Source organism: Cryobacterium sp. TmT2-59 (assembly GCF_004403545.1).
Taxonomy (GTDB): domain Bacteria; phylum Actinomycetota; class Actinomycetes; order Actinomycetales; family Microbacteriaceae; genus Cryobacterium; species Cryobacterium shii.
Genome location: NZ_SOGM01000013.1, coordinates 1 through 26,669 on the forward strand (window position 1 = coordinate 1; position 26,669 = coordinate 26,669).

At 67.0% G+C, this 26,669-nt stretch carries 19 protein-coding genes and 3 tRNA genes; 12 read left to right on the forward strand and 10 right to left on the reverse strand.

The window, feature by feature from the left end:
* Together E3T24_RS01495 and E3T24_RS01500 are read right to left on the reverse strand one after the other, a co-directional pair.
* Positions 1–912 (reverse strand): NlpC/P60 family protein (locus tag E3T24_RS01495; RefSeq protein ID WP_134434211.1); only part of this gene is annotated, 912 nt, incomplete at its 3' end.
* The gene (locus E3T24_RS01500; RefSeq protein ID WP_134367915.1) at positions 905–2,296 is read right to left on the reverse strand and encodes a M23 family metallopeptidase; all 1,392 of its coding nucleotides are present in this window, start codon (positions 2,294–2,296) and stop codon (positions 905–907) included. The genes E3T24_RS01495 and E3T24_RS01500, both read right to left, overlap by 8 nt.
* Before the next feature lie 275 nt (positions 2,297–2,571).
* Between E3T24_RS01500 and E3T24_RS01505 the strand changes: the two genes are divergently transcribed.
* The 3 genes from E3T24_RS01505 (at position 2,572) to E3T24_RS01515 (ending at position 2,970) form a co-directional block, all read left to right on the forward strand.
* Positions 2,572–2,644, forward strand: a tRNA-Glu gene (locus tag E3T24_RS01505).
* Between the two features lie 109 nt (positions 2,645–2,753).
* Positions 2,754–2,827 (forward strand) — tRNA-Asp (locus E3T24_RS01510).
* Between the two features lie 70 nt (positions 2,828–2,897).
* Positions 2,898–2,970: transfer RNA gene (locus E3T24_RS01515), tRNA-Phe, on the forward strand.
* Between the two features lie 65 nt (positions 2,971–3,035).
* Here E3T24_RS01515 and E3T24_RS01520 read toward each other — a convergent pair.
* Positions 3,036–4,100, reverse strand: a complete 1,065-nt coding sequence (locus E3T24_RS01520; RefSeq protein ID WP_134434212.1) for a Gfo/Idh/MocA family oxidoreductase — start codon at positions 4,098–4,100, stop codon at positions 3,036–3,038.
* 394 nt (positions 4,101–4,494) lie between these two features.
* On the opposite strand from E3T24_RS01520, the gene E3T24_RS01525 reads away from it, so the two are divergent.
* The 3 genes from E3T24_RS01525 (at position 4,495) to E3T24_RS01535 (ending at position 8,208) form a co-directional block, all read left to right on the forward strand.
* Positions 4,495–6,033 (forward strand): sugar transferase, encoded by a 1,539-nt coding sequence (locus E3T24_RS01525; protein ID WP_241976097.1) that lies wholly within the window; start codon positions 4,495–4,497, stop codon positions 6,031–6,033.
* 44 nt (positions 6,034–6,077) lie between these two features.
* Positions 6,078–6,536: an adenylyltransferase/cytidyltransferase family protein gene (locus E3T24_RS01530; RefSeq protein WP_241976099.1), complete on the forward strand. Its 459-nt coding sequence runs from the start codon at positions 6,078–6,080 to the stop codon at positions 6,534–6,536.
* A 274-nt stretch (positions 6,537–6,810) separates the two neighbouring features.
* Positions 6,811–8,208: a family 16 glycosylhydrolase gene (locus E3T24_RS01535; RefSeq protein WP_241978586.1), complete on the forward strand. Its 1,398-nt coding sequence runs from the start codon at positions 6,811–6,813 to the stop codon at positions 8,206–8,208.
* A 75-nt stretch (positions 8,209–8,283) separates the two neighbouring features.
* Here E3T24_RS01535 and E3T24_RS01540 read toward each other — a convergent pair whose 3' ends face one another.
* The gene (locus E3T24_RS01540; protein ID WP_134367892.1) at positions 8,284–9,213 is read right to left on the reverse strand and encodes a glycosyltransferase family A protein; all 930 of its coding nucleotides are present in this window, start codon (positions 9,211–9,213) and stop codon (positions 8,284–8,286) included.
* A 34-nt stretch (positions 9,214–9,247) separates the two neighbouring features.
* Positions 9,248–10,588, reverse strand: coding sequence for an O-antigen ligase family protein (locus tag E3T24_RS01545; RefSeq protein WP_134434213.1), 1,341 nt, complete (start codon positions 10,586–10,588; stop codon positions 9,248–9,250).
* A gap of 124 nt (positions 10,589–10,712) precedes the next feature.
* On the opposite strand from E3T24_RS01545, the gene E3T24_RS01550 reads away from it, so the two are divergent.
* From E3T24_RS01550 to E3T24_RS01575, 6 genes are all read left to right on the forward strand, one after another.
* On the forward strand, positions 10,713–12,260 hold the full coding sequence (locus tag E3T24_RS01550; RefSeq protein WP_134404730.1) for a hypothetical protein: 1,548 nt from the start codon (positions 10,713–10,715) through the stop codon (positions 12,258–12,260).
* Positions 12,261–12,271: 11 nt separating this feature from the next.
* Positions 12,272–13,024: a WecB/TagA/CpsF family glycosyltransferase gene (locus tag E3T24_RS01555; RefSeq protein ID WP_160141076.1), complete on the forward strand. Its 753-nt coding sequence runs from the start codon at positions 12,272–12,274 to the stop codon at positions 13,022–13,024.
* A 92-nt stretch (positions 13,025–13,116) separates the two neighbouring features.
* Complete coding sequence (locus tag E3T24_RS01560) at positions 13,117–14,541, forward strand: polysaccharide biosynthesis C-terminal domain-containing protein (protein WP_160141075.1); 1,425 nt, start codon at positions 13,117–13,119, stop codon at positions 14,539–14,541.
* A gap of 442 nt (positions 14,542–14,983) precedes the next feature.
* On the forward strand, positions 14,984–15,364 hold the full coding sequence (locus E3T24_RS17160) for a hypothetical protein (RefSeq protein ID WP_134367882.1): 381 nt from the start codon (positions 14,984–14,986) through the stop codon (positions 15,362–15,364).
* Positions 15,365–15,425: 61 nt separating this feature from the next.
* The gene (locus E3T24_RS01570; RefSeq protein WP_241976101.1) at positions 15,426–16,385 is read left to right on the forward strand and encodes a CDP-alcohol phosphatidyltransferase family protein; all 960 of its coding nucleotides are present in this window, start codon (positions 15,426–15,428) and stop codon (positions 16,383–16,385) included.
* A gap of 186 nt (positions 16,386–16,571) precedes the next feature.
* Positions 16,572–19,487 (forward strand): fibrinogen-like YCDxxxxGGGW domain-containing protein, encoded by a 2,916-nt coding sequence (locus E3T24_RS01575; RefSeq protein ID WP_134403080.1) that lies wholly within the window; start codon positions 16,572–16,574, stop codon positions 19,485–19,487.
* 64 nt (positions 19,488–19,551) lie between these two features.
* On the opposite strand, the gene E3T24_RS01580 is transcribed toward E3T24_RS01575, so the two are convergent.
* The 5 genes from E3T24_RS01580 to recQ form a co-directional block, all read right to left on the reverse strand.
* On the reverse strand, positions 19,552–20,436 hold the full coding sequence (locus E3T24_RS01580; RefSeq protein WP_134403081.1) for a neutral zinc metallopeptidase: 885 nt from the start codon (positions 20,434–20,436) through the stop codon (positions 19,552–19,554).
* Between the two features lie 9 nt (positions 20,437–20,445).
* The gene (gene pip / locus E3T24_RS01585) at positions 20,446–21,402 is read right to left on the reverse strand and encodes a prolyl aminopeptidase (protein WP_134367877.1); all 957 of its coding nucleotides are present in this window, start codon (positions 21,400–21,402) and stop codon (positions 20,446–20,448) included.
* Positions 21,403–21,484: 82 nt separating this feature from the next.
* Positions 21,485–23,632 carry an acyl-CoA dehydrogenase gene (locus E3T24_RS01590; protein ID WP_134367910.1) on the reverse strand — a complete coding sequence of 716 codons (2,148 nt, stop codon included), beginning with the start codon at positions 23,630–23,632 and terminating at the stop codon, positions 21,485–21,487.
* Between the two features lie 322 nt (positions 23,633–23,954).
* The gene (locus E3T24_RS01595; RefSeq protein WP_134367875.1) at positions 23,955–24,533 is read right to left on the reverse strand and encodes a class I SAM-dependent methyltransferase; all 579 of its coding nucleotides are present in this window, start codon (positions 24,531–24,533) and stop codon (positions 23,955–23,957) included.
* A gap of 76 nt (positions 24,534–24,609) precedes the next feature.
* Positions 24,610–26,622: a DNA helicase RecQ gene (gene recQ, locus E3T24_RS01600; protein ID WP_134403082.1), complete on the reverse strand. Its 2,013-nt coding sequence runs from the start codon at positions 26,620–26,622 to the stop codon at positions 24,610–24,612.
* Positions 26,623–26,669 lie beyond the last annotated feature (47 nt).

Consider the following 26,669-nt stretch of genomic DNA (forward strand, 5'->3'; position numbering starts at 1 on the left):
CTGGGCGGCCGGCGCCGGACGGACGGCCGCTGCGGGTGCCTGGGCCCCGGCTCCCGGCGAGGCGGCCGGTGCCTTCGCCGCGGCGGCGGCCTGCTTCGCTGCGGCGGATGCCTGCGCCCGAGCGAGAGCGGCGGCGGCGGCCACGGCATCCTGACCGGCCTGGAAGGAGCGCTCGGCCTCGGCCGTCGTGTCCTTGAGGAGCGCCAGCTGCTCGAACAGGTCGTTCGACCTCTTCTGCTCCGTCTGGAAGGCCGCCTCCGCGACCTGGGCGGCCGCGGTTGCGGCGTCGTAGGTGGTCACGGACTCGGCCGAGAGGCGGGCACGTTCCGCGGTGGCGGCGGTGGCCTGCTCGCCCAGAGCCTCGGCGGTGTTCTTGTCCTGCACGGCCTGGTTGTAGATCGTTTCGGATTGCTCGCCCAGCTTGCTGGCCGTGCCCAGCTGGTGCAGCAGGTCGTCGGCGCCGTCCCCGTTGAGGAAGAGATTGAGCGACAGGTCCTGCGCCCCCGTCTTGGCGAGGTGGGCTGCGATCAGACCGGCCCGCATCCGGGATGTCGCCGCGCGCTTATTCGCGGACGTGGCCTGGCCCAGCAGGCTGGCCTCGCGAACCGTGGCGGCGTCAAGATCGTCCCGGGCCACTCGATAGGCCTCGGCGGCGATCCGCGACGACTTCGACGCGGCATCCGCCCGCACCTGCAGGTCGCCCAGCAGCCCGGTGATCGTGACGATCTCGGCCTGCTTGGTCGCCTCGCTCTGCTTGGCCTTCTGCACGTCGTCCCAGCTGGGATACCCCGGTTCGGCGAACGCCGCCGGAGTAACTCCTGCTGCGGATGCCGCGACCGCCCCGACCGCGACGGCCGCGAACAGCCGGGCGGGAGTGTGCCGAATCGAGCCTCGGGCGGTGTCTTTAGCCAAGGGAAGCTCCTCGGTCGGCCATGAACGGAGCAGGGTTGATCTGGTTGCCGTTGGTGCGAACCTCGAAGTGCAGGTGGCAGCCGCTGGCCGCTCCCGTTTCGCCGACGCTGGCGATCCGCTGCCCGGCCGAGACGCTCTGGCCGTTCGAGACACCGATGCCTCCGGGCCGGATGTGGGCGTAGCCGGTGGATATCCCGCCGGCGTGCTGGATCAGGACGAAGTTGCCGTACGTGCCGTACCCGCCCGCATAGATCACGGTGCCGCTGCTGGCCGCGTAGATCGACGCGCCGCAGCCGGCGCCGAGGTCGGTGCCACTGTGGAAGCCCTTGCTGCAGCCGTCGCTGCCGCAGATCACCGCGCGCGGACCGTAACCATCCGTGATCCGCCCATTGGCGGGAACTGCCCAGCCGCCGCCGCCGACCGATCCGCCGCTGCTTCCGCCGCCACCACCGCCGCCGCCGCCGCTACTGCTGCCGCTGCTACTACTCCGGTTGGCGGCCGCTGCCGCTGCCGCGGCGGCCGCTCTGGCTTCGGCCGCGGCCTGCTCCACCCGCACCCGCTCGGCCTCGATCGCGGCGAGGCGGGCCCGCTCGATCACGCCGGCCTCGTACCCCGCCGCCGTCGTCGCCTGGGCGTCCTGCATGAAGGCGAGCTGGGCGTTGAGCTCGATGCTCTTCGCCTCCGACTCGGCCAGCGCGTCGGTGGCGGCCTGCGCGGCTTCCTGCGCCGCGACGAGGGCGGCCTCGGCGGCCACCCGCAGGGTTTCACGTTCGGATTGGGCGATCTTGGCCTGGTCGCCGAGGGACTGGGCCGCGTTCCGTGCGGTCTGCGCCTCCTCGTAGACGCCGGTGCTGCGCTCGACGAGCTTGCTCATGCTGCCGAGCTTCGACAGGAGCGCATCCGCACCCTCGCTGCTGTCCTGGCCGTCGAGGAAGAGGTTGACGCTCAGATCGGTACCGCCCGTGCGGTAGAGCTGCGCGGCCAGCTGGCCGGCCTGGCGCGTGGCCGTCTGGGCAACCGCGGTGCTGGCGTCGGCCTGCTGCTGCAGGTCGACGGCACGGCGGCTTGCCTCGTCGAACTTCTCCTGGGCGACCTGGAGTTCGGCGCCGCGCGCCTCGGACTCGGCCTGCGTCTGCTTGACCTGGTCCTGCAGATTCGCGATCAGGTTCTGGATCTGGGTGACCTGCGTCGCCGCCGCCGCCGTATTGGACTTGGCGTTCTGCAGGTCCTGCCAGGTCGGGTAGTCCACGGCCTGGGCGGACCCAGCCGGGCCGACGAGCGTGACACACAGGGCAAGGGCCGCGATGAAACCGGTGATCAGACTCAGAGGTCGACGACGGATGCGGGCACCCCCAGGTGACCGGAGACCCCCCAGTCGCTTCATTGCTTCGCGGCCATTCGGATGTGCCGTGCGCTTCATTACTCCCCGATCGGGCTCGTTAATCACAGCAATCACTGTGTTAACTCTTCTTCACAGTAACAACATGAGGTTATAAACACCCCTCCTGAACCTAAACCGGCTCCACCCAACCGGCCCGCAATTCACGGGCGTGGCGGCACGAGACGTCGCTAGCGACACGCTCACGGGACACGATTTGGGATTTCCCGGCAGCAGACCGTATGCTTATGCGTCGGAAGCCATGCGGTTTATGGCGTCTTGGCCCCATCGTTTAGCGGCCTAGGACGGCGCCCTTTCACGGCGTTAACACGGGTTCGAATCCCGTTGGGGCTACGCAAGAATGCAAGTCTGAATGTGCAAGAATGAACGAGTACGAAAAACGCAGTAAAAGCTCAGCAGTGAAAATCAGTTGGTTCAGAAGATCGATTGATTCTCATCACGAGGCCCTGTAGCGCAGTTGGTTAGCGCGCCGCCCTGTCACGGCGGAGGTCGCCGGTTCAAGTCCGGTCAGGGTCGCAAAGGAAACAAGCCCTTTCGAAAGAAGGGGTTTTTTTCCTTGGAAAGCGACTTCTCGAGGTTTCTTTCTGGCCCTGTAGCTCAGTTGGTAGAGCGTTCGACTGAAAATCGAAAGGTCACCGGATCGACGCCGGTCGGGGCCACTGAAGGTCACTCCCAGGCTTCTACTGGGGTGGCCTTCTTTTTTTGTCCCGGGGCCTCACCGTGCTCACGCAGGCCCCCGCGCCGCCAGCCGATCTTCGTCGAGTGCCCGTGCGGAGCCGGCCGTAGCCAGACTCCGGGTCGCCGCTTCCAGCACGGATAGCACCCGAAGCCCCGCCTCACCGTCGGTGCGCGGCGCCCTCAGCTGACGGATGCTGTCCGCGAACTCGCAGGCCATCGCGCCCAGCGCCTCCAGCTCGGAGACTATCGGCGACCCGGGGTTCCCCGGTCGATAGGGAAGGGTCGCGGTCGTCTGATCTGCCCCGTCCAGGGCCTGCGAGTCGAAGTCCCCGCCACGGTCATAGACGCTCACCGTCTGTTGTGGGTTGAGGTCGTCCCACAGCACGGTGCATTTCGTGCCACCGACGATCATCCGGCGGATCCTGGTGGGGCTGAGCCGATTGACGTACACCTGGGCAGTGGCACCGTTCGCCAGAGGCAGGAGAAGGTATCCGACGCAGGCCTTACCCGTCCCGAGCGGGTCGTCTCCCTGCGCGGACACGCTCAGTGGCCGGAGTCCGCCCGGCAGGATGAAATCGAGGACGGACAGATCGTGGGGTGCAAGGTCCCAGAACACGTCCATCTCCGGTTGGATGAGGCCCGGTTCGATGCGCAGGGAATCAATGAACAGGATGTCGCCGAGCGAGCCCTCCTGGATCAGGTCCCGGATCGTCAGAACGGTCGGCGCGTAGCAGTAGGCGTGGACCGCCATCAGCACCAGGCCTCGCTCAGCGGCGGCCCGCACCATGTCGCGCCCGCGCGCCCCGGTGTCGGCGAGGGGCATTTCGACCATGACGTGTTTACCGGCGCTGAGGGCGGCCCTGGTGATGCCGTGATGCGTCCGTGCCGGGGTGGCGACGGCCACAGCGTCCAGGTCTTCGGCGTCCAGCAGTTCGCTGAGGGCCGTCACCGCCCGTGCGCCGTATAGCGTGTCTGCCACCTTCCGAGCGCGGTCGCGGTCGATGTCGCAGATGGCGACAAGCTCCCAGCGGGGACTGTTGTGAAAGTTTCGGGCCAGGTTCGCCCCCCGAGCCCCCGCGCCGATGACGGCGATGCGCAGCTTAGGAGTCACTTTTTCCCAATCCTGATGTGCGTTGAGTCAACGGGTGAATGCGTCGCCGGAGAGATGAGGTTTACTCACGACGCAGAGGGTGCCACGGGTTGCCGTCCCGCGCACCCCCCCTTTTCGGGGTACGAGCCGTCCCGCGCGTTCCGGGGTATGGTCGGCCCGCAAGCAGTTGAATTTTCATCATTTATTTTTTCGCCCGGGCAATCTCGTTCCCTAGACGGGAGCGCCCGGGCGCTGCCAGTCCCGATCTGTACACCCGAGATGCAGGGGGATCCGTGAACACGTGCGTAACGTGTCGGCTCTTTTGTCGACCCATTTTGACCGGCCCCACCCAGGCCGAACTCCGAGCGCTTCATCGCGCCCAGCCCCGCATGACCGGTGGCGGGGTGAGGCTACCGTGACGGACCCACGACCGCACCTGCCCTTCGCGGGGCGTCTCCCTCTCGCCCAGCCGAAGCTTGCACTGGTGCCGGCACCGGCGCTCGAGGCCCCGGTCAGCGTCGATGCGAAGACCTCCGGCCTGGTCTGGGCCAGGCAGTTCCGCGCGAAGCTCCTCGTCAGCGACGCGGGTGTCGTCATGGCCGCCGTGGCGGCAGCCCTGCTCGTCAGATTCGGCGGCGAGGGCGCCCGGGCATCCGTTGGCGGGTATCAAGCCGACTACTGGCTTGTTGCGTTGCTCATCGCGCTCAGCTGGATCGCGACCCTGGGAGTCTTCCACACCAGGGACAAGCGCGTCATCGGCATCGGGCCGACGGAGTACAAGCAGGTCATCAACGCGAGTGCGCTCGCCTTCGGGCTGCTCGCCATCGGCTTCCTCGCGTTCCAGGTCGATGTCGCGCGCGGCTTCTTCGTGCTCGCGCTCCCCCTCGGAATCTGCGGCCTCGTCCTGGAACGCTGGCTGTGGCGCCGGTGGCTCCTGCGCCAGAGGCTTTTCGGACACTACCTGGCGCGAGTCATCGTGGTCGGCAACTCAGCGGACGTTGAATACGTGGTCGGACAGATCGAGAAGGCCGGCGCCACCTATTACGTGGTCGGGGTCGCGCTCGTGAACGGTTCGAAGGCGCCGGTGACGAAAGGAAACCGAACCATTCCGGTGGTTTCCGACCTCGCACATGTCGCGGTCGCGGCCGCCGAGCTCGCCGTGGACACCGTGATCGTCGCGGGCCAGCCCGCCGGCGGGAGCGAGTACATCCGCACTCTCGGCTGGGAGCTGGAGGGGACGTCCGCCGAGCTGGTGCTGTCCAACCAGCTGACGGATGTCGCCGGTCCCCGCATCCATTTTCGGCCGGTCGAGGGGTTGCCCCTGATCCACGTTGAGATCCCGCAGTTCGAGGGTGCAAAGCACGTGGCCAAGCGCGTCCTCGACATCGGCGTGTCCGGGATCTCACTCCTCTTCTTCTGGCCGCTCCTGGTCGCCATCGCGATCGCCGTCAAGGTCGACTCGCCCGGCCCCGTCCTCTTCCACCAGGAGCGGTGCGGACGCAACGAGCGCACCTTCCAGATGATCAAGTTCCGCTCCATGGTGCAGACGGCGGAGGACGACCTCGCCGGCCTGCTCGACCAGAACGAGGCATCCGGAGCGCTCTTCAAGATTCGCAATGACCCGCGCATCACCCGGGTCGGACGGGTGCTCCGCAAGTATTCGCTGGACGAACTGCCCCAGCTCTGGAACATCCTGATCGGGAACATGAGCCTCGTCGGGCCGCGCCCCCCGCTCCCGATCGAGGTGGAAGCCTACGAGAGCCACGTGCACCGTCGCCTGTACATCAAGCCAGGCCTGACCGGGATGTGGCAGGTCAGCGGCCGGTCGAACCTGAGCTGGGAGGACAGCGTGCGGCTGGACCTCTACTACGTCGAGAACTGGTCGCTGGCCGGTGACCTGATCATCATCTGGCGCACCTTCAAGACGGTCATGCAACCGGTGGGTGCGTACTGATGAATTGGCCGCGCGGCAGACCCCGAGAACCAGGAACGGAGCACGTGGGAACTCAACGAATCGGCTACGCCGGTGGCGCCTATGACCTTTTCCACATCGGGCACCTCAACATCCTCAAGCACGCCAAAAGCCGGTGCGATCACCTGATCGCGGGTGTCGTCTCGGACGAGATGCTCAAGATCACCAAGGGCAGGGCGCCGATGATCCCCTGCGCCGAGCGGATCGAGATCGTCCGTCACATCTCCTTCGTCGACGAAGCGGTGGAGGAAGACGTGCTGGACAAGCTGGCCGCGTGGCGTGCGACGCCGTTCGACGTCTACTTCAAGGGCGATGACTGGAAGGGTACCGAGCGTGCTCGCCGCCTTGAGGTCGAGTTCGCCAAGGTGGGCGTGGTGATCGAATATTTTCCGTACACGATGGCAACCTCGAGTACTCTTCTTCGGCGTGCGCTGGAGCAACTCGCGGAACCAAATCTGGACGCGAGAATCGGCGGATCGGGTTAGGCCCCTTGTCTGCCCCGGGCCCACGAGCCTGCGGTGGAAGCCTGTGAATGCTCCGGCAAAGGCCAGAGAAAATGGGGCATACCAGTAAAGTGATCATGCCTCACGAAGTAAAAGACTCCGCGAGAAACACCCCAGACTCCGCGGAGAGAGGAAAGGGCTCCCGCACGCCATTGAAAAACACGCCCCACGGCGCAAAGATATACTGCCGCCAGGCGTGAAGCCTCTTGCGGCTGGGAGACACATGTTAATAGAAAAGCCAAGACGCTCAGAAACAATGAGCGCCAGGCCCGGCTCGGGCAAACGGAGAGTCTTCTTCGCTGTTGCGGCAACGGTGATATCTGCCGTCGGCGCAGTGAGTCTCACCGCACCTGCCGCCCAAGCGGCCACGATTGCCGTCGTGAACGGCAATTTCTCATCAGGCACCGCCGGCTGGGAAGGCGCAAGGAATACCCGCCTCGCCGCAACCGCCAATGGTCTGAACGGAAGCGCAGGGGCTCGATTGACGAACACCTCCAGCGCTGCCGCGACGGTGACGCTCAATGATGTCGTCGACTCGGCATCCGGTTTGATCGCAGGTCACACCTACGAGGCCACGGCGTGGGTCCGTGCGGAACAAGCGAACCAGGGAGTCATCCTTCGGCTGCTCGAAGAGGACGCCTCGTCCAGCGTCATCAGCAGCGGTCAGTCCTGGCAGTGGCGCACGGACACCAAGTGGGAGCGAATCACCACTGCCTACAAGGCCACGCGAACGTCCACCACTCTGAATATCAACGTCCTCGGTGCCAAGCTGTCCCCTGGAAACGCTCTCGTCATTGACGATGTGACCCTCGTCGACACCACCAACGCCGCACCGGTTCCTGCTCCTGCTCCTGCTCCAGCTCCAGCTCCTGCTCCGGCCCCGGCCCCGGCCGGATGGAACCTGGCCTGGGCGGACGAGTTCAACGGATCAACGGTCAACCGTGACGCCTGGAACGTCGACAACAACTCGACCTATGGCGATGGCAACAACGAGCTTGCCTGCCTGATGGACCGCCCGGAGAACGTCAACGTCTCCAGCGGCGTGCTGACCATCACCGCCCGCAAGGAAGCCACCCCGATCAAGTGCGGCACCAACGACCCGCGCTTCCCCGGGGGGCGTTCGTACACCTCAGGCATGCTGAGCACCAAGAACAAGGTGGACTTCGAATACGGCCGGTTCGAGATCAGCGCCAAGACGCCGCTCAACCAGGGCACCTCCAAGGGGCTGTGGCCGGCATTCTGGATGCGGCCGACGACGGGTGGAATCGGTGAACTCGACATCCTCGAGGCTGTCGGTACTGCCAAGGGCGAGGCCTTCAGCGCCAACCAAATCTCCCAGACCATCCACTACGACTACGTGGGAACACACCCCAGGCAGGTCACGAACTACGACCTTCCGGTCGGCACCACGGCGGACGGATTCCACGACTATGCCGTCGAGTGGGCACCCGGCTCCATCAAGTGGTACGTCGACGGCGTGCTGACGTTCGAGCGCAACTTGTCCACAACCTCCTGGCTTGACCAGGCCTTCGTCAAGCAGTTCTACATCCGGCTCAACATGGCCGTCGGTGGAAACTGGCCTGGATCACCGACCGCGGACACAGTCTTCCCCGCGGCCTACCAGGTTGACTACGTGCGGGTCTACAAGCGCTGACCCCAGCGACTCGCCAACGTCCCAGCCCTCACCGGTTTTCTCCGGTGAGGGCTGGGCCGTCGGTGTCGAGCCAGGTCACAAACCACGGCCACTCCGGTTGACGGCGCTGACGAGGGCGCCCGCCGGTACCAGTCGCGCGGCAATCGCCATCGCGGCGTACGCACGAAGTTGGGAACGGTCGTGGCGGAGGGTGCTTCGTGCCCAGCGGAATGCCTCACCGTGCTCCCCGAGGGCCGCCAGCGCAAACGCAATCTGACCCTCTATACGAGCCGAGCCCTGCGCGCTCTGGGCGAATTCCGGATGCTTGCTCAGCAGGTAGGTGAGTCCGTCTGCGATGCCGCGCCACTTCCCGGCGAAGAACGATGTCCGGTTCCAATGCACGATGACCAGCGGCTCGCCCACCCCGAGAATGTGACCGACTCTCGCCGCGCGGAGGAGGAAGTCGTAATCCTCGCCGTAGGAGGCCGGCAACTCCTCGTCGACCAGCCCGATTCGCTCCACCACATCGCATCGCCGCATCAGGAACGAGGACGGGTGAATCTCCGTGGTCCGAGAGCGGATGAGATCCGCAAACTCCGTTCGCTCCGGTGGTAGCCGGTCCACCATCCGCCCGGCGGTGGCGATCCGGATGCCCGTCGCGACCAGCACCGCCTCCGGATCGCCCGTCCAGGCCTCGATCTGCCGGCGAAGTTTGCCGGGCAGCCATTCATCATCATCGTCACAGAAGGCGATGAGATCCCCCGTCCCCGCTTGGATCCCGGTATTCCGGCCGCCGGCAAGCCCCGGCGTCCGTGTGTTCGGCACAGTGCGGACATGCCGGCGCACGGCGGGGATATCGATGTCTTCCAGCGGGTCGACAGCAGTCTGGTCGAAGACGATGGTCAGGGTGATCTCCCCGCCGTAATCCTGACAAAGGATGGACCGCACCGCGGCCCGCAGCAGTTCCGGCCTCCCTCGCGTGGCGATGATGACGTCGACGCTCTCTGGCGCACTTTCCTTCAACATTTCGGGCCACCTCTCCGGTTAGTGAACGACAGCGTCAGATCTGACGAACCCGGGACGGCTGAGATTTCAGCGGGGCCGGCTCGGCATCTTCTGTCGGACGCAGGGCAACGGCTGCGGCCAGCATGGCCACCATGAGCCCAGTGGTCATAATGCCGTAGTACAGCGATTCCACAAGGGTGACCAGTATCACTGTGTTGCACGCCAGGCCGGCGGGGTCCCGCTCGCGAACTGAACGAAAGAATGCCCAGGCGAGCCATCCCATGAAAAGGGCCGCTCCCGGGAAGCCGTGGGAGAACATCACCATCCAGAACTGACCTTGAGTGCCGACGGAGGGCGCGCCGGGCGTCTCGGAGGGCCGTGGTGCCCCGTAGCCGAAGACCGGTTGCTCGAGGGTTCTTGTGAATGCCTCGACGTACAGGTCAGCGCGGTCCTCGGTCGATGAGCTGACTTCAACCCGGTGGTCGAGCCTGTCCGCGACCGGGAGGGCCGCCCAGGCACCCGCCGCGACCAAAGACAGCCCGGCGAGCGCTGCAATCGCGCGAACGTTTCCGCTGAGGACGCAGCGAAGCAAAACGTAGGCCAACGCCAACGCCAGTCCGAGGAACATCCCGCGGTTTAAAGTGAGGAACGCGGGCACGAAAGAAAGCGGAATGAGCGGCAGCAGCCACCAGAATCGTCGCTCGCGCCGCACCATGACGAGGTATGCGACCACCATCGGTGAGAGTGCGGAGTACGCGTTCCCCCAGCCGTTTGTGTAGAGGAAGGGGGCGCTGGGCCGAGGATCGATCGGTGCCCACGCGTCCGGGCTGTATTGGGTGACGCGGCGAACGACCATCTCCCGGATGAGGTCGTTCGAGCTCAACGACGACGGCAGCACCATGCCCAGCGGGGTGTCGATGGAGAACAGCGGCCAGAACACTCCGAGGTACCCGCCCGCCACGACGATCAGCCAGAACACCGTCAGGACTCCCAGCACATATCTCGCCGTCAGGGTGGCACGCGCGTTGTACACGTACAGGAACACCACTGTCACGGTGACGTACAGCAGCGCCCGGTAGACGAACCCGAGGAGGCGTCCTCCACTGTCGATGCCGATGACCGAACAACCCATCCACAGCAGGAAGAGCAGCCAAATACCCAGGCCTCGCGGCGCCCGGATCTCTCCATGCCTGAGGAGGAGCAGGAGCATGACCGCGGCAAGGGCGATCCACATAGCCTCGCCCGGACCGAGCAGCCACCAAATGGGGAACAGAACGAACATCGCCGTGAGCGGCCAGCGAGGCAGGTCGGGTGTCGTCGCCGATCCCTGCCAGACCGAGATGTCGCCCCATCTGGGGGCCCGGCGCCACCGGCCCTCCGTTCGCAATGAACGCATCTGCCCTCCCTCCAATTGGGGACAGGCACAAAACTGAGGGCCCATCACTTTTTTGTGTAGATCACATTACTATGCCTGCAGTCGGGCCAGTTGGCCCCCATTCGGCCAGAGTTGGGTGTGGAGTATGTCGCAACAGTCAGATGCTGCAACCGTGGGACTGGGTTACTACTGGTTCGTCCTTCGCCGCCAGTGGCTCGTCGTCCTCGCCGGGGTCGTGCTCGGCGGGCTGGCGGCCCTGGTGCTATTCGCCGCGTACCCCCCGCCCGTGAAGGCGACGGCCGTCGTCAACCTCCGCATCATTTCGACAGACCCGTTCGACACGTCCAAACAAGCATCGAATCTGCTCGACGGCACGACCGAAACACAGATTGCCACCTCGTACACCGTGGCACTCGCTGCCGCGAAGAAGATGGGGTCCGGTGTGACGCCGGACGAGGTGCGGCGCAACCTGGAGGTTGATTCGACAAGCGGCGCGTCCATCGTGCATATCAACTATGCCGCGCCGACGAGCGAGCAAGCCAGGGTGGGCGCGGATGCCGTTGCACAGTCGTACCTGGCCTATCGGACCTCCCGTGCCCAATCCAAGCTCGATACCATCCTGCAAGGGGTTGAAGCTCGCCGCACCACCCTGGGCACCCAGCTGACTGATGCCAACTCACGCATCAGTGGAGCCGAAGCCGGGACTCTCGCGGCCAATCAGGCAACGAGCGACCGTGACCTCGTGACCATCGAGCTCAACGCCTTGCTGGGGCAGAAAGGGGCGCTCGAGCAGGTCGACACCGAGGGTGGAGAGGTGATTTCGGAGGCCGCCCGCAACGAGGTGGTTGCGCCGAGCCTGGTGCAGTGGCTACTCATCGGCCTCCTGGCCGGCGGCGTGGTCGGCGTCGTGATCGCATTCCTGGTGAATCGGTTCGACCACCGGATGCGCAACGCTAACGAGGTTCGCCGGGCAACGGATGCCCCGGTCCTTGCCGACGTAAATTCCGTCGTGGCGTCGATTCCTCAGGACGAGGCCACGCTCGAGCAGCTTCGGACGGCGCGCGAACGCATCTTCGCAGACCTGCCGCACGATGCCCAGGTCATCGCGTTCGTCGACGACACTCCCGCCGAGTTGTTCTTCGACATCCCGGTGAACCTCGCCCTGGTGACGGCAGCGTCAGGCGTGCCGAGCACTCTTATCCTGCCCAACGCGTCCCCCGGCCTCAAACGGATGCTGCGCACCAGCCTCGACCTGACCGACCCGATAGTCAAAGACGACGGCGAAATCCACCAGAGTGGACTCGCGCGTCAGCTGACGGTTTCATTCCCCTCGGGTGGCGCACCGGCCCTCGCGCCACGGCGTGCAGGAGAGCTGCATTTTGTCGTGATCGGGCGCAGCGCATCCCAGTCGAGCGCCCTGGCCGCCCTGCGGCTGTCAGATGCCCTCGTCCTCATCGCGGTCAAGCATCGGACCCGGGCCGATGACGCGGAACAGATCCTCGACGAAGCGTCACGGCTGGCCATCACCTTCCTGGGCACCGTCCTTGTGCCGCACGACCGAATCGTGCGCACTCAGGTCGAGGACCCTGCGGTAGACGGGCGCGCCGCCCCCATGGCCGATTCCGTCGACGTCGACACCCACACCGACGCCGACGCCGACTCCGACTCCCTGCTCCCGGCGGCAAAACCATGACCACCATTCGAATGGACAACGTGCGGGTGATCAATGTGCCGGTGAGCCGGCTCACCGGTGCCGAGATCGTGGAAACCATCATTCAGTGGACCGCTGTCCGGGGCACCCGGGTGGCAGTCGGCGTCAACGCTGCGGTGTGCAACCTGGCGGCCACAGACAGGGGCTTCCGCAAGGTGCTGCGGGGGGCGGACCTACGGTACCCCGACGGTCAATCGATTGTCTGGGCATCCAGGCTCCTGGGCGCTGGGCTTCCCGAGCGAATCGCGACCACCGATCTGATCAACCCGCTCGCGGCGGTCGCGGCGGAGCGGGGCAAGCGCATTTTTCTCTACGGCAGCAAGCCGGGCGTCGCCGCCCGCGCAGCTGCCCGACTCCGCGAAGCCAATCCCGGACTGGTCATCGACGGTCGCGACGGCTACACGGCGCCCGGCGAGGTGTTGCAGGTCATCGACGAGATCAACGCGTTCAAGCCGGACCTCCTGTTCGTGGGCTTGGGTGACCCGATGCAGCAGTACTGGATCGAGGCGCACCGGCACCAGCTCAACGCTCACGTGATCTTGACCTGCGGGGGGCTTTTCGACTGGGCCAGTGGCGATAACCGGCGTGCGCCACGGTGGATGCTCTCCTCGGGCCTGGAATGGCTGTGGCGCCTGATGCTCGAGCCTCGGCGGCTTGCCTCCCGCTATCTGATCGGCAACCCGGCTTTCATCCTGCGGCTCGCGCGGCAACTCCTGCGCAGGCGGACACGGGTCATCCTCCCGTGACCGAAGTAAAAGTAGGAGTCATCGACAACAGCTCTGGGAAACTGGCGCGCGAAGGCGCGGCGGGTTTCCTGGGTGCGGCGACGAGCGCCTTCATGGGATTTGTCCTGACTGTGGTCCTGGCCCGTGTCCTGGGTGATACCGGGTCCGGGGTGATCCTGCAAGCGATAGCTGTCTTCACCATTGTGTTGAGCCTCGCGCGGGCGGGGATGGACTCGGTGGCCGTGTGGATCATGCCGCGCCTCAGCGCCAACGATCCGTCGAAGATCCGGGGCACCCTCGCCATGATGTTCCTGGTCACGGCAGCGTGCGGCATCGTCTGCGCGATCGGGATGATCGCCCTCGCGCCGACGTTCGCCCTGTCGGGTGACCGTCATGCCGCCGATGTGGCCCAGGCGATCGCTGCCGCCGGCTGGTTCCTGCCGGCGGGAGCTTTGATGCTCGTGGCGCTGGCCGCGACCAGGGGTCTGGGTGGGGTTCTGCCCTACGTCAGCGTGGGAAGCATCGCCATGCCCAGCCTTCGTACCGGTGGTGTCTGGCTGGTGGCGATCGCCGGAGGGTCACTGGTCGCCGTGACGGTGGCCTGGGCGGCACCGGTGGTCATCGCCCTCGTCGCGGCCCTCGTCGTACTCGGCTTCCAAGTGAGGCGCCACGAAAGAGCCGCCGGCCTGCGGGGCGTCTGGCGCGTCCAGCCGGCGCTCCGAACGAGCGTGGTGATGTACGCGCTCCCCCGCGTCCTGTCCGCCGGGTTGGAGCAGTCGATCCTCTGGCTGGGCATACTCATCGTCGGATTCCTCGCCGGTTCAGCCTCCGCCGGCGTCTACGGCGGCGCCAGCCGTCTCGTGGCGGCGGGGTTCATCGTCGACACGGCGCTGCGGATCGTGGTCTCGACCCGATTCAGCGCACTGTTGTTCGCGAAGAAGTTCGCCGATATCGAGCATTTGTATCGAACCGCCGCCATTTGGCTCGTCCTGATCAGCACCCCCATCTACGTGGTGCTAGCCGCGTTCGCACCGGTCGTGCTCCGCCTGCTGGGACCGGGCTTCGAGGCGGGAGCAGGGGTGCTCGTGATCCTCTGTGTCGGCGCCGTCCTGACATTCACCGCCGGCAACATTCATTCGGTTCTGCTGATGAGTGGGCGCAGCGGTTGGGCTGCCTTCAACAAGGCGGTCGTCCTGGTCATCAACGTTCTCGGCAACGTGATCCTCGTCCCCCTGATCGGCATCAACGGCGCCGCGATCTCGTGGGCGTTGAGCATGCTGATCGACGCCATGCTCGCGGCCGCCGAGGTGCGCCATTTCATCGGCATCAGAATCTGGGCGCCGACGATCGCTTACGCCCTAGTGATCCCCATCGCGACCTTCGGCATCCCCGCGCTCATACTGCTCCAGACACTGGGAGAGACGATGCTCGCCTTGGTATTGACCCTGGCGATCGGCGCAGCCCTCTTTCTCGTGTGGTGCGCACTCGACCGGAAGCGACTGCACCTCACCGACCTCGTTCGGTTCACCCGCGCCTGACGAAAGGAACGTCACAACGCAAGGGGCTCGGCGATTTGAGAAGTCGGGCTATCTTAAGAGAAATTTCGAGCATGTTTCATTTATCTCCCTGCGTGAACCTGCGCGTATGTGAACCCGACACAGGAGACCACTTGTGAAAGATCAGGACATTCCCACGCGACGTCGACGGCGGGCAAAAAGGATGCTGGGCGCGGCCGCTGTTGCCGTCGTCGCGCTGACCGCGGCCGCCTATTTCTCCTGGCCGGTCCAGTCCGAAGCGAACACACCCGCGGGCGGCACACGCCTTTCGAGCGAATCCGCTTCACCGCGTGGAACCAACACGCCCGGCAGCACCCCCGCGCCCGCGGCCCCAGAACCCGGCCCCGCTCCCGCCGAAGCACCCGGGCCAGCCACCAAGCCCGGCGCCCCAGAGCCCTTGCCACCCGAACAAGCCACCGCGGCGGTGGAGAAGTTCCTAAAGGCCTCCGTCGCGGTGGACCCGACAGGTTCGGGCGCCACCGACGACCTGACCGCGGCGGCGTCCGGGGCCATCCTCGCCGAAGCCCAGAACGACACGCAGGAGCTGGAAACGAATGGCTGGAAACGTGAGGGCGCCGCCACCATCGAGGCCCTGACGATCGTGCGGTCAGACCCAGCGGCCGATCCCGCCACCGTCGTCGCCCAGGCCTGCGTCGACTCCAGCAAGGTTCGAACGCTCGACGCCGACGGTGAGCCGGTCGGCACTCCCGGCACGCAGCGAGCTTTGAACCTCTATACGTTGCAGTACATCTCCGGCGCCTGGAAAGTCGTCGCCCGGTCGTTTCCGGACGACTTCGCCTGCTGATCGAGTTGGTTCCACTCACTACCGTGCCGAATGGGCACCGATTAAAGTCAAAGGAGTCCCCGTGTCGCCCAACCGGAAGCCGATTCGTCCCTTGCTTTCCAGCCGCCGGGCCGTGGCCACGGGGCTCACGGGTCTCGTGAAACCCAATCCTGGCTTCGAATCAGCGGCGGTGACCCCGAGCCCTGTCGATTATCCCGGAGCCGGCGGGGCGGCTTCCGCCGCAGCAGCGAAGCGGAGGCACGGCTCGGTCTGGTTCGGCCCCAACCAGGAGCGGACGCACCGGTATCGCGAAGCGCTCACCGGACTGAACGCCGCCCAGAAACCGGGCATCGGCGTGCCTGCCTACACGCGCTGGGTGAACCGGCGCCTCGGCCGCTATGCGGCTGCGGCAGCCTTTGCCATGCACTGGACTCCGAACGCCGTCACGGCACTCAGCGCGACCTTCTCGCTCGCGGCGATCGCGCTCCTGGTTACCGGCGATCCCCGACCATGGGTGGGCGTCCTCGTGGCGATCCTGCTCGCGACGGGTTATCTGCTTGATTCCGCGGATGGCCAGGTTGCCCGCCTGCAGCACACGGGCAGCCCGGCCGGAGAGTGGCTGGACCATGTGGTGGACGCGTGGCGAACTCCGGCGATTCACCTCGCAGTGCTGGTCGGATTCTCGATCCAGGGTCAGCCGTCCTGGGTTCTCGCAGTGGTGCTGGGCTATTGCCTGGTGAGCGTGGTCGAATTCATGAGCCAGATCCTCGCCGAACAATTATCCAAACCGCACTCGACGCCAACCCCCGAGGCGGGCCCAACACGGTCTTTTCTGCTGTTGCCGACCGACACGGGAGCCTTCTGCTGGATGTTTCTCCTGTGGGGACTCCCGCCAATTTTCGTCATCGCGTATACCGCGATGTTCGCCGTGAACCTTCTGCACACCGTGATTTCTATGCGTCGTAAGTACATCAATCTGCGCACCGCCAACGGTGCCGGCCCCGCCGGAGGCAGAACGTCGCACAGAGCCCGCAACGCCTAGACCACTCCGGATCGCCGTCACCGCCCCCCATTTGCCACTCGAACGGGGGGGCTTTTACCAAATTGCAATCGGGCTATGCTGCGCACATTGCTGATTTTCTCTCACGTTTGCTTGTTGACGCGGCGAGGACGATCGGCTGCTGTGACCATCGTCCGCCTGTAACCCGAACTACAGGAGATCATCACCGTGAAAATCACCCCGACCCTGCCCCGCCCCCGCGACCCGAAAGCCGGGACGATGAGCAATCACATCGCGCGCAACCCACGGCGGAACGGCCGTTCGACGACCGGACGCCTCGGGGTCCTGGCGGCAGCCGGCGTCATTCTCGCCTCGGTGTTGGTACCTGTGGGTGCCAGTGCGGCGCCAGCATCACCCGACGGCCTCTCCGAAGCCACGGCAGCAGCGTCCTGCTGGGAGATCAAGCAGGTCACACCCGCTGCGCCCAGCGGCGTGTACTGGTTGAACACACCACTACTCGGGTCCGCCGGACAGTTCTACTGTGATCAGGACACCACCGGTGGCGGTTGGGTACTGGTCGGACGGGGCAGGAGCGGATGGTCCGAGTCCGATGAAGGCCAGGGGACCGCCGCCGAGGTTCGCAGCACGATAACCGGCCAGGCGGCGTTCGCCCCGAAGCAGCTCTCCAGTGTGGTGATCGGAGCGCTCCTGAACGGACAGTCCGTGAAATCTCTGCCGGACGGCATCCGTCTGCGGCGCGCCGCCGACATCGCCGGAACAACGTGGCAGGAGAGCACCTTCACGTTTTCCTCGCCACGCGATGAGTGGTCGTGGATGTTCAACAACGAACAGCGAGTCGCGTCCTGGCGGATCGGCACCCTCTCCGGCACCGGCGGCCAAACCAGCGCCTTCGGATCGGGCACCGCCCTGAATCGAATTGAAACCGTGACCGGAGCCAATCAGGGCTGGCAGCCCGGGTTCGGGTTCGGGACGGCCGCCCGCGGGTCGAGCGATGCCGCCAGCTATCTCTGGGCCCCGAGCGCCACCGCCGGAAACCCCCGACCCTTCACACAGGTCTATCTTCGCCCCCAGCTGCTGAGCAGCGCCATCTACAGCGCCATCCCCGATGCAGGGACGGCCAAGTACCAGAAGGCGGGCTCCGCCGAAAGCTTCGCCAAACCGACGGTGTGGGGAGTCAGTGGACTGGGCGCCGGCCCCAACTCGGTGGAAGGCAGCAACGAAGTGTCTGCCTTCGCTGAAGGCAACGGCGTCGTATACGTCGGCGGTAACTTCCTCACGGTGCAGAAGACGTCGGCAGGTGCCAGCCAGGTTGCACAGCCCTATCTCGCAGCGTTCGACGTGAAGACCGGCGAGTTCATTTCGTCATTCCGTCCGACGTTCGACAAGCAGGTCAAAGCACTGGCCGTGCTGCCGGACGGGCGGATCGCGGCCGGCGGTTATTTCACGCAGGTCAACGGAGCGGCTCGCGCCGGCCTGGTCGTCCTGGATCCCGCGACGGGCGCCACGAGCACCACCTTCACCACGACGCTGATCAACAACCTCAGCGGCGGGGTGCCGATTGTTCGTGCCCTGGACGTGCAGGACAACTTGCTGTACGTCGGTGGGACATTCACCCATATGACCGGCGGCTCGGCCACGAGTCCGGTCTACATTCGAGCGGCGGGCCGGGTTTCCGTCACGGACGGAACCCCCGACCGCACCTGGAACCCCGAGTTCAACGGCACGGTGATGGCGCTCGATGCGTCTCCGAAGAAAGACCGGGTCTATTTCGCGGGGTACTTCACCGCCTCGAAGACGTCCGCGGCCGTCAAGGGCGCCGCGCTGAACGCGGCAGACGCGTCGGTCGTCCCCTGGACCATCGACTTCTCCAGCACCGCCAACTACCAGCAGGCGGTCAAGGAAGTCGGCGACAAGGTCTGGATCGGCGGGTCAGAGCACATGCTGTACAGCTACGACCGAACGGGCATGACCGAGACGAGCACCAACGTCGGCAAGTCGGGTGGTGACTTCCAGGCCATCTCCAGTGACGGGACAACGGTCTACGGCGGATGCCACTGCTTCTACACGAATTACGCCGGCGCCCGACGGTGGCCGTCGGTGGGCACGGGCTGGACCCGGGCCACGAAGATCAGCAGCGCGGGTGCGTGGGACAACGTCACCGGCAAGCCCATCTCGACGTTCAGCCCGATGGTCAGCCAGCGAAACGGTGCCGGCGCGTGGGCGCTGTTCAACGATTCGACGGGCGTCACCTGGTTCGGCGGTGACTACGAGGCGTCGGTGAAGTCCAACTTCGCCAAGCAGTGGTCAGGCGGTTTCGTCCGCTTCGCGCAGAATGACACGCAGGCTCCCAGTGCCCCGTCCGGGCTCTCGGTAACGCCCTCGGGTGCGAATGATGTGCTGAAGTGGAGCGGTTCCACCGACAACCGCGCCGGGCTGTCGTACCAGGTGCTCCGTGACGACCGAGTGGTTGCGACGACAGGCTCGCTCACCGTGACACTGCCCGCAGCGGCCGTCGGAACGAAGTACTTCGTGCGGGCCGCCGACAGCGCCGGTAACTGGTCCGCCAGCACACCGGCCACCGTGGTCGCCGCAGCGCCCGCTCCGGAGCCTCAGCCGGTGACGACGACATTCGTCAACACCGGTGCGACCTGGGCCTACTCGTTCGGCGCAACGGCGCCTCCGGCCGGGTGGCAAGCGCCGGAATACGACTCCTCCACGTGGTCGACCGGTGCGGCGCCGCTCGGTTGGGGCCAGGCACTCCTGGGCACGACTCTCACGTCCCCCGATCCCAAGCCGCTCACGTCGTACTACCGCAAGTCATTCGATGTGGCCGATGCGACGAAGGTGGCAACGATGACGCTCACCACGCGCGCTGACGACGGCATCGTCGCCTACGTCAACGGAGTGGAAGTTCTGCGCAAGAACATCAACGCCGGCGCCGTGACGTCCACGACCTACGCCACCGTGGCGGTATCCGCATCCACCGCGGTCGCCAACTCGGTGACAGTCAGCGTTCCCGGGTCGGCACTCAGAACCGGCGCCAACGTCATCGCGGTGGAGGTGCATTCCAACTACAAGTCGACCCCCAGCCACAGCTTCGAGCTGTCGGCAGTGGGTCAGTGAGCCCAGTGCAGCTGAAACGACTGCCGCTTCGCCGGCCGGCCCGCGCCGGCCGGCGAAGCGGCAGTCACAGCTCCGCGTCGGCCGGGGCGAACGTGTCGCAGCTGGCGGCGCCGCCGCCGAAGCCGGTCTGGAACCACCGCTGGCGCTGGGCGCTGGAGCCGTGGGTCCAAGCCTCCGGGTTCACCTGCCCCGAAGTGGCCGCCTGGATGCGGTCGTCTCCGACGGCGGATGCCGCGCTGAGCGCATCCTGGATCTGCGCCTCCGTGATCGGTTTCAGGAAGGGCACCCCGCCGGCGTCCCGGGTCTCGGAGGCCGCTCCGGCCCACGCGCCGGCATAACAGTCGGCCTGCAATTCCACCCGCACCGCGTTGGAAGCGGCCCCGGTCTGCCCGTCCTGGGACTTCTGGAGGGTTCCCTCCAGGTTCTGGATGTGGTGGCCCCATTCGTGCGCCACGACATACATTTCGGCCAGCGGGCCGCCCGACGAGCCGAACCGGGTGCGGAGATCGTCGAAGAACGCGGTATCGATGTAAATGGTCGCGTCGGGCGGGCAGTAGAACGGGCCGGTGGCGCTCGATGCGGCGCCACAGCCGCTGTCCGTGCTGTCGGTGAACAGCCCGACCGGCTGCGGCTGCTGGTAGGCGACGCCGAGCAGGGGCAGTTCCTCCGTCCAGTAGGTGTCGAGGGATGCCGCGGCACCCTTCATCCGGCATCCCACGTCGGCGTTGGCCTGCGCGCCGGTCGTGCACTCGGCGAGGTTCGAGACGCTGCCGGGCTCGGCGGCCGACTGGCCGCCCCCGGCGAGCCCGGTCAGGTCGACGCCGAGGAACTGGGAGAGCAGGAACAGGGCGAGCACGCCCAGCCCGCCGCCGCCCACGGCGACGCCTGTCTTCCGGCCTCGCTTGCTGACCCGGCCGCCGCCGATGTTCGCGTTGTCGTTGAAAGTCATGGGAAGAAGTTACCCTGCGAACCGGTCGGTTGCCTCGATGATGGCGTCCAGGTTTCCGGGTTCGTCGAAGGAGTGACCGGCATCCGGGATCAGCCGGAAGTCGGCTTCGGGCCAGTTCTGGTGCAGGTCCCAGGCGGTGAACGCGGGGGTGCACATGTCGTAGCGGCCCTGCACGATCACGCCGGGGATGTCCCTCAGACGGTCGGCGTCGCGGATGAGCTGGTTCGGTTCGAACCAGCCGGAGTTGGTGAAGTAGTGGTTCTCGATCCGGGCGAAGGCCACGGCGAAGGCCGGTTCGGTGAAGTGCGCGATCGTGTCGGGCTGCTGCAGCAGGGTGATCGTCGACGATTCCCAGGTGGACCAGGCGATCCCGGCCCGTTCGCGCACGAACTGGTCCGGGTCGTGCAGCAGGCGCCGGTAGGCCTGGATCAGGTGGCCGCGCTCCTCCACCGGGACCGGGGCGATGAAGCTTTCCCACAGGTCGGGGTAGATCGCCGCGGCGCCGCCCTCGTAGAACCAGTCGAGCTCCACCGGACGGAGCGTGAAGATGCCGCGGAGGACGAGTTCGGTGACGCGTTCGGGATGCGTCTCCGCGTAGGCGAGGCTGAGGGTGCTGCCCCAGGAGCCGCCGCAGACGAGCCAGCGCTCGATGCCGAGGTGCTCGCGCAGTTTCTCGAGGTCGGCGACGAGGTGCCAGGTCGTGTTCGTGCTGAGGTCGGCATCCGCTGCGCTCGCGTGCGGCGTGCTCTGGCCGCAGCCGCGCTGGTCGAAGAGGATGATGCGGTACTTCTCGGGGTCGAAGACGCGGCGCTGCTTGGGGCTCGACCCGCCGCCCGGTCCCCCGTGCAGGTACACGGCCGGCTTTCCGTCGGGGTTGCCGGATGCCTCCCAGTAGATGGTCTGCCCGTCACCGACCTCGAGGAGTCCGGTTTCGTAGGGTTCGATCTCGGGATAAAAGGTACGCATCCCCCGAGCCTACGGGGCGAGGGTTCCCGTTCCGGTCGAGAGTGACCCGCGGAACGGGCACTCTCGACCGGAACGGGGACTGCTAGCCGGCCTTCGGGGACTGGGCGGGCTTCTGGGGCTTGTGCGACTTCTCGGGGACGGGGGCCTGCCCGGAGGCACGCTGGCCGCGGTAGTAGTCGCGGGCCTCGTCCTGGCGCTCCTGCTCCGCGCCGCTCGCGATCGCGGACCGGAGGTGCTCCGGGCTGTAGCCGAACGCGTCGACCAGGTCGACGGCGTGCGGGCGCAGTCGCACGATGATGCGGTCGATGTAGGACGTCACCGACTGTGCGCGCCGCGCCGAAAGGCGCCCGTTGATCAGGTACCAGGCCAGGTGCTTCTCGAGCAGCCCGAGACCGAAGAGGTCGCGCAGCCAGGTCAGGACCTGCTTCGTGCCGGCATCCTCAGTGGTCTCCACCGCCCGGGTGAAGGCCTCCCACTGCAGCAGCTCCCCGTGGGAGCGGGCCGCCTCGATCAGCTGGTCCTGGTTGGCGTTGAACAGGGCCGCGGCTTCTTTCGCGGGCAGCCTGCCGGCCGGGCGGAGCTTGCCCGCGATCTCCGCGATCATGGTCTCGACCCGGTCGGTGAGCAGCTCGCGCTGCACCTCGGCATCCCGGAGGTGGCCGACGGAGCGGGCCGTCGACCCGAAGTCGGTGAGCACCTGGGCGAGGCTGCGGAGACCGGAGCCGTGATAGGCGCGGCCCGCAGCCTGCTGCACGACGTAGCGGGCGAGGACGCCGGGGCCGGCCGAGGCGAACCTGCGGCTGTAGTCGGTGAGCAGGCGCTTGGCGACGAGCTGGAGCAGGACGTTGTTGTCACCCTCGAAGGTGGCGTACACGTCCAGGTCGGCCCGCAGCCCGACCAGCCGGTTCTCGGCCAGGAAGCCGGCCCCGCCGCAGGCCTCGCGGGCCTCCTGCAGGGTGTCCAGCGCGTGCCAGGTCGACAGGGGCTTCAGCGCGGCGGCGAGGGTTTCCAGGTCCTGGATGTCGGCATCCGTGCTCGCCGTGCCGCTGAAGACCTGGTCGAATTTGACCAGGAACTCGTCGTGGGCGAAGGTGTGCGCGTAGGTGGTGGCCAGGCGCGGCAGCAGCCGGCGCTGGTGGCGCTGGTAGTCGAGGATGACCTCTTCGTCGGTGTCGCTGCCGGCCGTGAACTGGCGCCGCTGGCTGCCGTAGGTGATGGCGATCGTCAGGGCCATCGCCGACGCCTGGGTGGCGGCTCCGTCGAGCGAGACGCGGCCCTGCACGAGGGTGCCGAGCATGGTGAAGAAGCGGCGGCCGGGGCTGGCGATCGGGCTGCTGTAGGTGCCGTCCTCCGCGACGTCGCCATAGCGGTTGAGCAGGTTCTCGCGCGGGATGCGCACCCCGTCGAAGTGGAGCCGGCCGTTGTCGATGCCGTTCAGGCCGCCCTTGAGACCGTCGTCCTCGCCGCCGATGCCGGGCAGGAACGTCCCGGATTCGTCGCGGATCGGGACCCAGAAGGCGTGCACGCCGTGGTTGACGCCGTCGGTGATCAGCTGGGCGAAGAGCACAGCGGCGATGCCGTCCTTGGCGGCGTTGCCGAGGTAGTCCTTCCACGCCGCGCGGAACGGGGTGTCGATGACGAACTCCTGCGTGGCCGGGTCGTAGGTGGCCGTCGTGCCGATGGCGGCGACGTCGGAGCCGTGGCCGGTCTCGGTCATCGCGAACACGCCGGGCACCTCCAGCGTCATGATGCCCGGCAGGTAGGCGTCGTGGTGCTTCCCGGTGCCGAGGTGCAGCACCGCAGCCCCGAACAGTCCCCACTGCACGCCCGCCTTGATCTGCAGGCTCGGGTCGGCCGTGACCAGCTCCTCGAACCCGGCGATGTTGCCGCCGTGGTCGTCGGCGCCGCCGAGGTGGGCCGGGAACGCGCGGTGCACGTGTCCGTTCTCGGCGAGGATTTTGAGCTGACCCAGCACGCGCGCACGGTGCTCGGCCATGGATTGGCCTTCGATCCGCTGCAGGTCGGGGCGGGCGGTGAGCTCGCGGGCCTTCAGGCGCACGTCCGCCCAGGTGCCGAGGAGCCGCCGGTTCAGCGACTCCAGGTCAATCGTGGGAGCGCCGGACTGGCCGGCGATCAGCACCGGGCCGGTGTCGACGCCGGGGGTCACGGCAGGGGTTCCCGTGGGGCGGGCGGGGGTCTTGTTGCTGGAGCGCTGGGCAGTGTCAACCATCATTGGTCCTTCGTCTTCGCGCGAACTCGAAATTTTCTTATACGTTAGGTCGCTCGTGCAAGCGGGGGAAATAGTGCGTGACGGGGCTACAACAAAGCATGCTCGGCGCGGCATCCGTCTTGTAGCTTCCCCACAATGCTTACCGGCCTGGCTTCACCCATACCCACAAACGGGGCGGGTTAGGGCTCCCCTCCGGCGCCCTCCCGCCCGAACCAATTCGACGGAGATTTTGCCGAAACGAACCCAGAAATGGCCGAAAACGTGGTTTTAACTCAAAATCTCCGTCGAATTGGTTAGAGCCGGGCTGGGCGTGGGGGCAGGGTCAGGCGCGGGCGATGACGTGGAAGACGTGCCAGTGCCGGGGACCGAACGCGGACTGGCCGGGGCGGTCGTCTTCGATCACGTCGACGAGGTCCAGGCCGGCCAGCAGGGCATCGACCCCTTCCCGGTCGTGGAAGTTCATGTCGGCGCGACCGGCCCAGGCGTCGTGGGGGCCGAAGAACTCGCCGGCGAACCAGGCGCCCGGGTTCAGGGCTCCGCGGATGCCCGTCCAGAGCCCGGGGAACGCTTTCGGGTCGCAGAAGGGCAGGGAGAAACCCGCATAGACGAGATCGGCGGCGGGAAGCGCGGGGAAGTCCTCGAACCGCGCCGAATGGAAGGTCAGGCGCTCGGCCCGGGGGCGGTCCAGGGCACCCCGCACCCGCGCCTCGGCGCCCGGGTCGGCGTCGAACGCGTGCACGCGCCAGCCGGCGGCGAGCAGGTGCCGGGTCTCGGTGCCCTCACCGCAGCCCAGGTCGACCGCGGTGCCCGGCCCCGAGTCGCCGCGCAGGCCCAGGGTGCGCAGCAGCACCGACCGCGGCGGCCGGCCGGTCTGCGTGTCGAAGTACTCGGTCCAGTCCATGACTCATGTTCTACTCGGTCCGGCGCCATTTCGCCGGTTCACGGCAGGACCGGGATCGGTGCAGCGGCGACGCGGGTCAGGCGCCGGCCGCGACGACCTCGAGGATGGCCGAACCGTATGCTTCCAGCTTCTTGGCGCCCACGCCGGAGATGCCGTCCAGGTCGGCCAGGGAGACCGGCCGGGTCGCAGCGATTGCGAGCAGGGTGGCGTCGCCGAAGACGATGTACGCGGGCACGCCCTGCTCCTTGGACTGGGCGGAGCGCCAGACCCGCAGCGCCTCGAACAGCGTGCCCTGTTCCGGGCTGAGATCGGCCGCGGCCGCCTTCGCCGCACCCTTGCGCACGCCGGCGGCCGGGCGGGCGGCGCGTTCGGGCTCGGTACGGAGCTCCACGGTGCGGCGGCCCGCGAGAACCTCGGCCGCGGCATCCGTGAGCACCAGGGTGCCGTATTCGCCGGAGGTGGCCAGGAAGCCCTGGGCCAGCAACTGCCGCACGACGCCGCGCCACTGCTGGTCGCTGAGGTCGGCGCCGATCCCCCAGGTGGCCAGCTGGTCGTGGCTGTGCTGGGTGGTGCGCGGGGTGACCTTGCCGCGCAGGATGTCGATCAGCTGGCCGGCGCCGAAGCGCTGGTTGCGCTCCCGGAGCAGGCGCACCACGGTGGAGAGCAGTTTCTGGGCGGGGACGGTGCCGTCCCAGCCGACGGGGGGCTCGAGGCAGGTGTCGCAGTTGCCGCAGGGTTCGCTGGACTGGCCGAAGTAGCGCAACAGGTTCACCCGGCGGCAGCTCACGGTCTCGCAGAGCGCGAGCATCGCGTCGAGGTGCGCGGAGAGTTTGCGGCGGTGCCCGAGGTCTCCGGGCGACTCGTCGATCATGCGGCGCTGCTGCACGACGTCCTGCAGGCCGTAGGCGAGCCAACCGGTGGAGGGCAGGCCGTCGCGGCCGGCGCGGCCGGTCTCCTGGTAGTAACCCTCGACCGACTTGGGCAGGTCGATGTGGGCGACGAAGCGCACATCCGGCTTGTCGATTCCCATCCCGAACGCGATGGTGGCGACGATGATCACGCCGTCTTCGCGGAGGAACCGGGACTGGGTGCGGGCGCGCAGGCCCTGGTCCAGGCCCGCGTGGTACGGCAGGGCGTTGAGACCGTTCTGCCGCAGGAAGTCGGCGGTCGCCTCGACGGTCTTGCGGCTGAGGGCGTAGACGATGCCGGCATCCGTGGGGTGCTCGGCCTTGATGAAGGCGAGCAGCTGCTTGCGCGGCTCGGCCTTGCCGACGATGCGGTACTGGATGTTCGGCCGGTCGAAGCTGGCGACGAAGTGGCGGGCCTCACCCAGCTGCAGGCGGGTGGTGATCTCTTTGTGGGTGGCGTCGGTGGCCGTGGCGGTGAGGGCGATGCGGGGTACGTCGGGCCAGCGGTCGGCGAGCTCGGACAGGGCCAGGTAGTCGGGACGGAAGTCGTGCCCCCACTGGGAGACACAGTGTGCCTCGTCGATGGCGAACAAGGCGATGGTGCCGCGGTCGAGGAAGCGTTTCGTGGCTTCGGAGGAGAGCCGCTCGGGGGCGACGTAGAGCAGGTCGAGGTTGCCGGCGAGGTAATCGCGTTCGACCTGGCCGCGGGCGGCGGCATCCTGGCTGGAATTGAGGAATGCGGCGCGCACGCCGACCGCGGTCAGCGCGTCGACCTGGTCCTGCATCAGCGCGATCAACGGCGAGATGACGATGCCGGTTCCCTCGCGCACCAGGGAGGGGATCTGGTAGCAGAGGCTCTTGCCGCCGCCGGTGGGCATCAGCACGACCGCGTCACCGCCGCCGATCAACTGGTCGATGATCGCGGCCTGCTCGCCGCGGAAGGAGTCGTAGCCGAAGACGGTGTGCAGCGCCTCGGCGGCGGTCCCGAATTTCGCGGAGGCGCGGCGCGGCGGGGCGACCGCCGGACGCTGGGGGGCCGGGCCGGCGCCGCCCAGGCCTGCCGGGGCGGACTCCCACGCGGTCGCGCCGCCGGAATAGCCGTCGGGTGGCGGGGGTGCGTCGAACTCGTCGGGTGGTTCGAACTCGTCAGGATCCCACGGTATTTCGGCGTTCCAACTCACCCGGTAACTCTACCTGCGACCTCCGACACGGCCGCCCAGGAGCCGAC

Coding starts and splice junctions, on each gene's coding strand:
- E3T24_RS01545 (WP_134434213.1), bottom strand. CDS start 10,588: ATGCGTTCATTGCGAACGGAGGGCCGGTGGCGCCGGGCCCCCAGATGG.
- pip (WP_134367877.1), bottom strand. CDS start 21,402: ATGCGTACCTTTTATCCCGAGATCGAACCCTACGAAACCGGACTCCTC.
- E3T24_RS01590 (WP_134367910.1), bottom strand. CDS start 23,632: ATGGTTGACACTGCCCAGCGCTCCAGCAACAAGACCCCCGCCCGCCCC.
- E3T24_RS01550 (WP_134404730.1), top strand. CDS start 10,713: ATGTCGCAACAGTCAGATGCTGCAACCGTGGGACTGGGTTACTACTGG.
- E3T24_RS01535 (WP_241978586.1), top strand. CDS start 6,811: ATGAGCGCCAGGCCCGGCTCGGGCAAACGGAGAGTCTTCTTCGCTGTT.
- E3T24_RS01560 (WP_160141075.1), top strand. CDS start 13,117: ATGGGATTTGTCCTGACTGTGGTCCTGGCCCGTGTCCTGGGTGATACC.
- E3T24_RS01580 (WP_134403081.1), bottom strand. CDS start 20,436: ATGACTTTCAACGACAACGCGAACATCGGCGGCGGCCGGGTCAGCAAG.
- E3T24_RS01500 (WP_134367915.1), bottom strand. CDS start 2,296: ATGAAGCGACTGGGGGGTCTCCGGTCACCTGGGGGTGCCCGCATCCGT.
- E3T24_RS01595 (WP_134367875.1), bottom strand. CDS start 24,533: ATGGACTGGACCGAGTACTTCGACACGCAGACCGGCCGGCCGCCGCGG.
- E3T24_RS01555 (WP_160141076.1), top strand. CDS start 12,272: ATGGACAACGTGCGGGTGATCAATGTGCCGGTGAGCCGGCTCACCGGT.
- E3T24_RS01540 (WP_134367892.1), bottom strand. CDS start 9,213: ATGTTGAAGGAAAGTGCGCCAGAGAGCGTCGACGTCATCATCGCCACG.